The sequence below is a fragment of the Paenibacillus spiritus genome (assembly GCF_008710135.1).
Lineage (GTDB): Bacteria > Bacillota > Bacilli > Paenibacillales > Paenibacillaceae > Paenibacillus_AQ > Paenibacillus_AQ glufosinatiresistens.
Map to the genome: position 1 here is coordinate 1 of NZ_VYKK01000040.1, position 1,847 is coordinate 1,847.

The window sequence follows — 1,847 nt, forward strand, 5'->3', positions numbered from 1 at the left end:
GCCATCTTCAAATTAACTCAATGAATAGTTTTCAGACACGACCTAATAGATTCTTTTGTATAACAGTTTTCCACTAACTACGCAGATACAAAAGATATAATTTGTATAATTGGCTTTAAAATTGGCGGGATCTTTATTTGTAACTATCCTGCCCGTTAACGTAACGAGAAGCAGCCGGTTCTCAAGCCCGGCTGCTTCTGTTTGTACTGAGCTATAGTTTCCCGTTAGTTGCATACAGCAGTTCATCGATGGTCATTTCTTTTAAGTTATGGAACAGACAAAAGCCCTTGACTCCTCAAGGGCTTTTGTCTGTTATCTATAGCGATACGGCCAGATGATTTCACGCATGCGTTTGCCGTGTCGTTTATAAAGATCTCCTTGTTCGCCAGTCACAGCGCCGTCCCAGCCGCCTTTCTGTGATGTTTTGTTAGCATATGCGTCGAGGTCATCTGCCATCTCGGTCTCACCAGCTTCTCTAAGGCGCCTAACCGCTTCTTCGTGCGGGACGAATTCCTTTTTATCCTCGTCTTTTCCATCGATCAGCGCTAACAAATCGAAGAATTTGTCCTCGCCACCCGGTGCGAAACTATATTTATGCGAATTTTTAATAAGAATACCGTCTATCAGAAGCACCTTAAAGGCTACGTAGATCGGGAGGCGATTAGTGCTCTCACTCTTATAGTCGCTCATTTCTCGAATCATTTCTTCGGTCCCTGGCAACACCTGAGAAGTCTTCACAAAACCGTTAAGCTTAATAAGCTTGTACGCTTCCATCATCAGCGAGAATAACAAGTTCCGTGGGATTAGATTAGAGTACTTGGTGCTCCCGTCTGTTTCTACGCGAACGTTACGACCAACAAATCCCCAAGTGGATCTCTCTTCTACAGGCACAGAAATGTCATGCCGAATCGCTTGGAGTTCAGCGGATGAAGCACTGCCGCTACTGCTTTGGGATCGCTGCCAGTCCTTGATGAGAGTCTCGACACGTTTGCGAAAGCTTTCCAACTGCTTAGCACGATCTGTTGCCGGGCCCAGCGCTCCCCAATCTTTAGCAACTGCCAAGGCAGTAACTTGCTCTGCGGCTTCATCCTCTTCTAATGTAAGGGCAGAATTCAATACCTGAAGAGCACCTGCTACACCGTTTGTACCGCTAATCATTTGGCAACGACCCCCGTTAATGTTTTTGTGAGCAATTCGCAATTGATATTTAAATCATAACCTATTAAGTTCAATTTCGCAACAATAATCTGTAATTGATTAATAATTTAAATTCCGTTACAAATTTTATAATTGATTTTTCTAGCTTGAATCGCCTATCTTAAAAGAGTTTGCTGCGTTATTCTGCCCGTTAGTTTAATGAAGCGTCTTCAGTCTATTACTTTATTTTCATTTGACAGTTTATTCATAAGTGAATTTTAAACTATGATAAAGTTTCATTAATCAACCTATCATAAGAAAAGTCCCGATGATTTAAGAAATCATCGGGACTTTTCTTATCGATATTTAATGGACCATTCAACTTCTAGGACCAACTATTTTGTAAAGGCACTAACTTTAGTGTCTAAGCACTTACAGTAATGTCTAGATACCAACTTTAATGTCACCAGACACACCTGTGATTTATTACATTATATCATTGTTCTCATACCCACTGATAATACTAGACTTTTTTTAAAATCAATCAAATTGAAAATTACATTTAAGTATTGTTCTGGAACAAAAACTATAAGAAAGTCCCTCTCTGCAACTTACATTAATCCGTTGTTCTTTAACCCCCTGATAAATTAACGTTTTTTTCATGCATCTAGGATGTGTCTGAAAACTAAATACTATGGTAAGATTTGAGA

Annotated in this window: 1 protein-coding gene; it reads right to left on the bottom strand. The window is 40.0% G+C overall.

Annotated elements, in window-relative coordinates; all coding sequences use genetic code 11:
• Window positions 1-312 precede the first annotated feature (312 nt).
• Entirely contained in the window at window positions 313-1,158 is an 846-nt protein-coding gene (locus F4V43_RS19260; protein WP_150459887.1) for a hypothetical protein, read from the bottom strand.
• Between the last annotated feature and the right edge of the window lie 689 nt (window positions 1,159-1,847).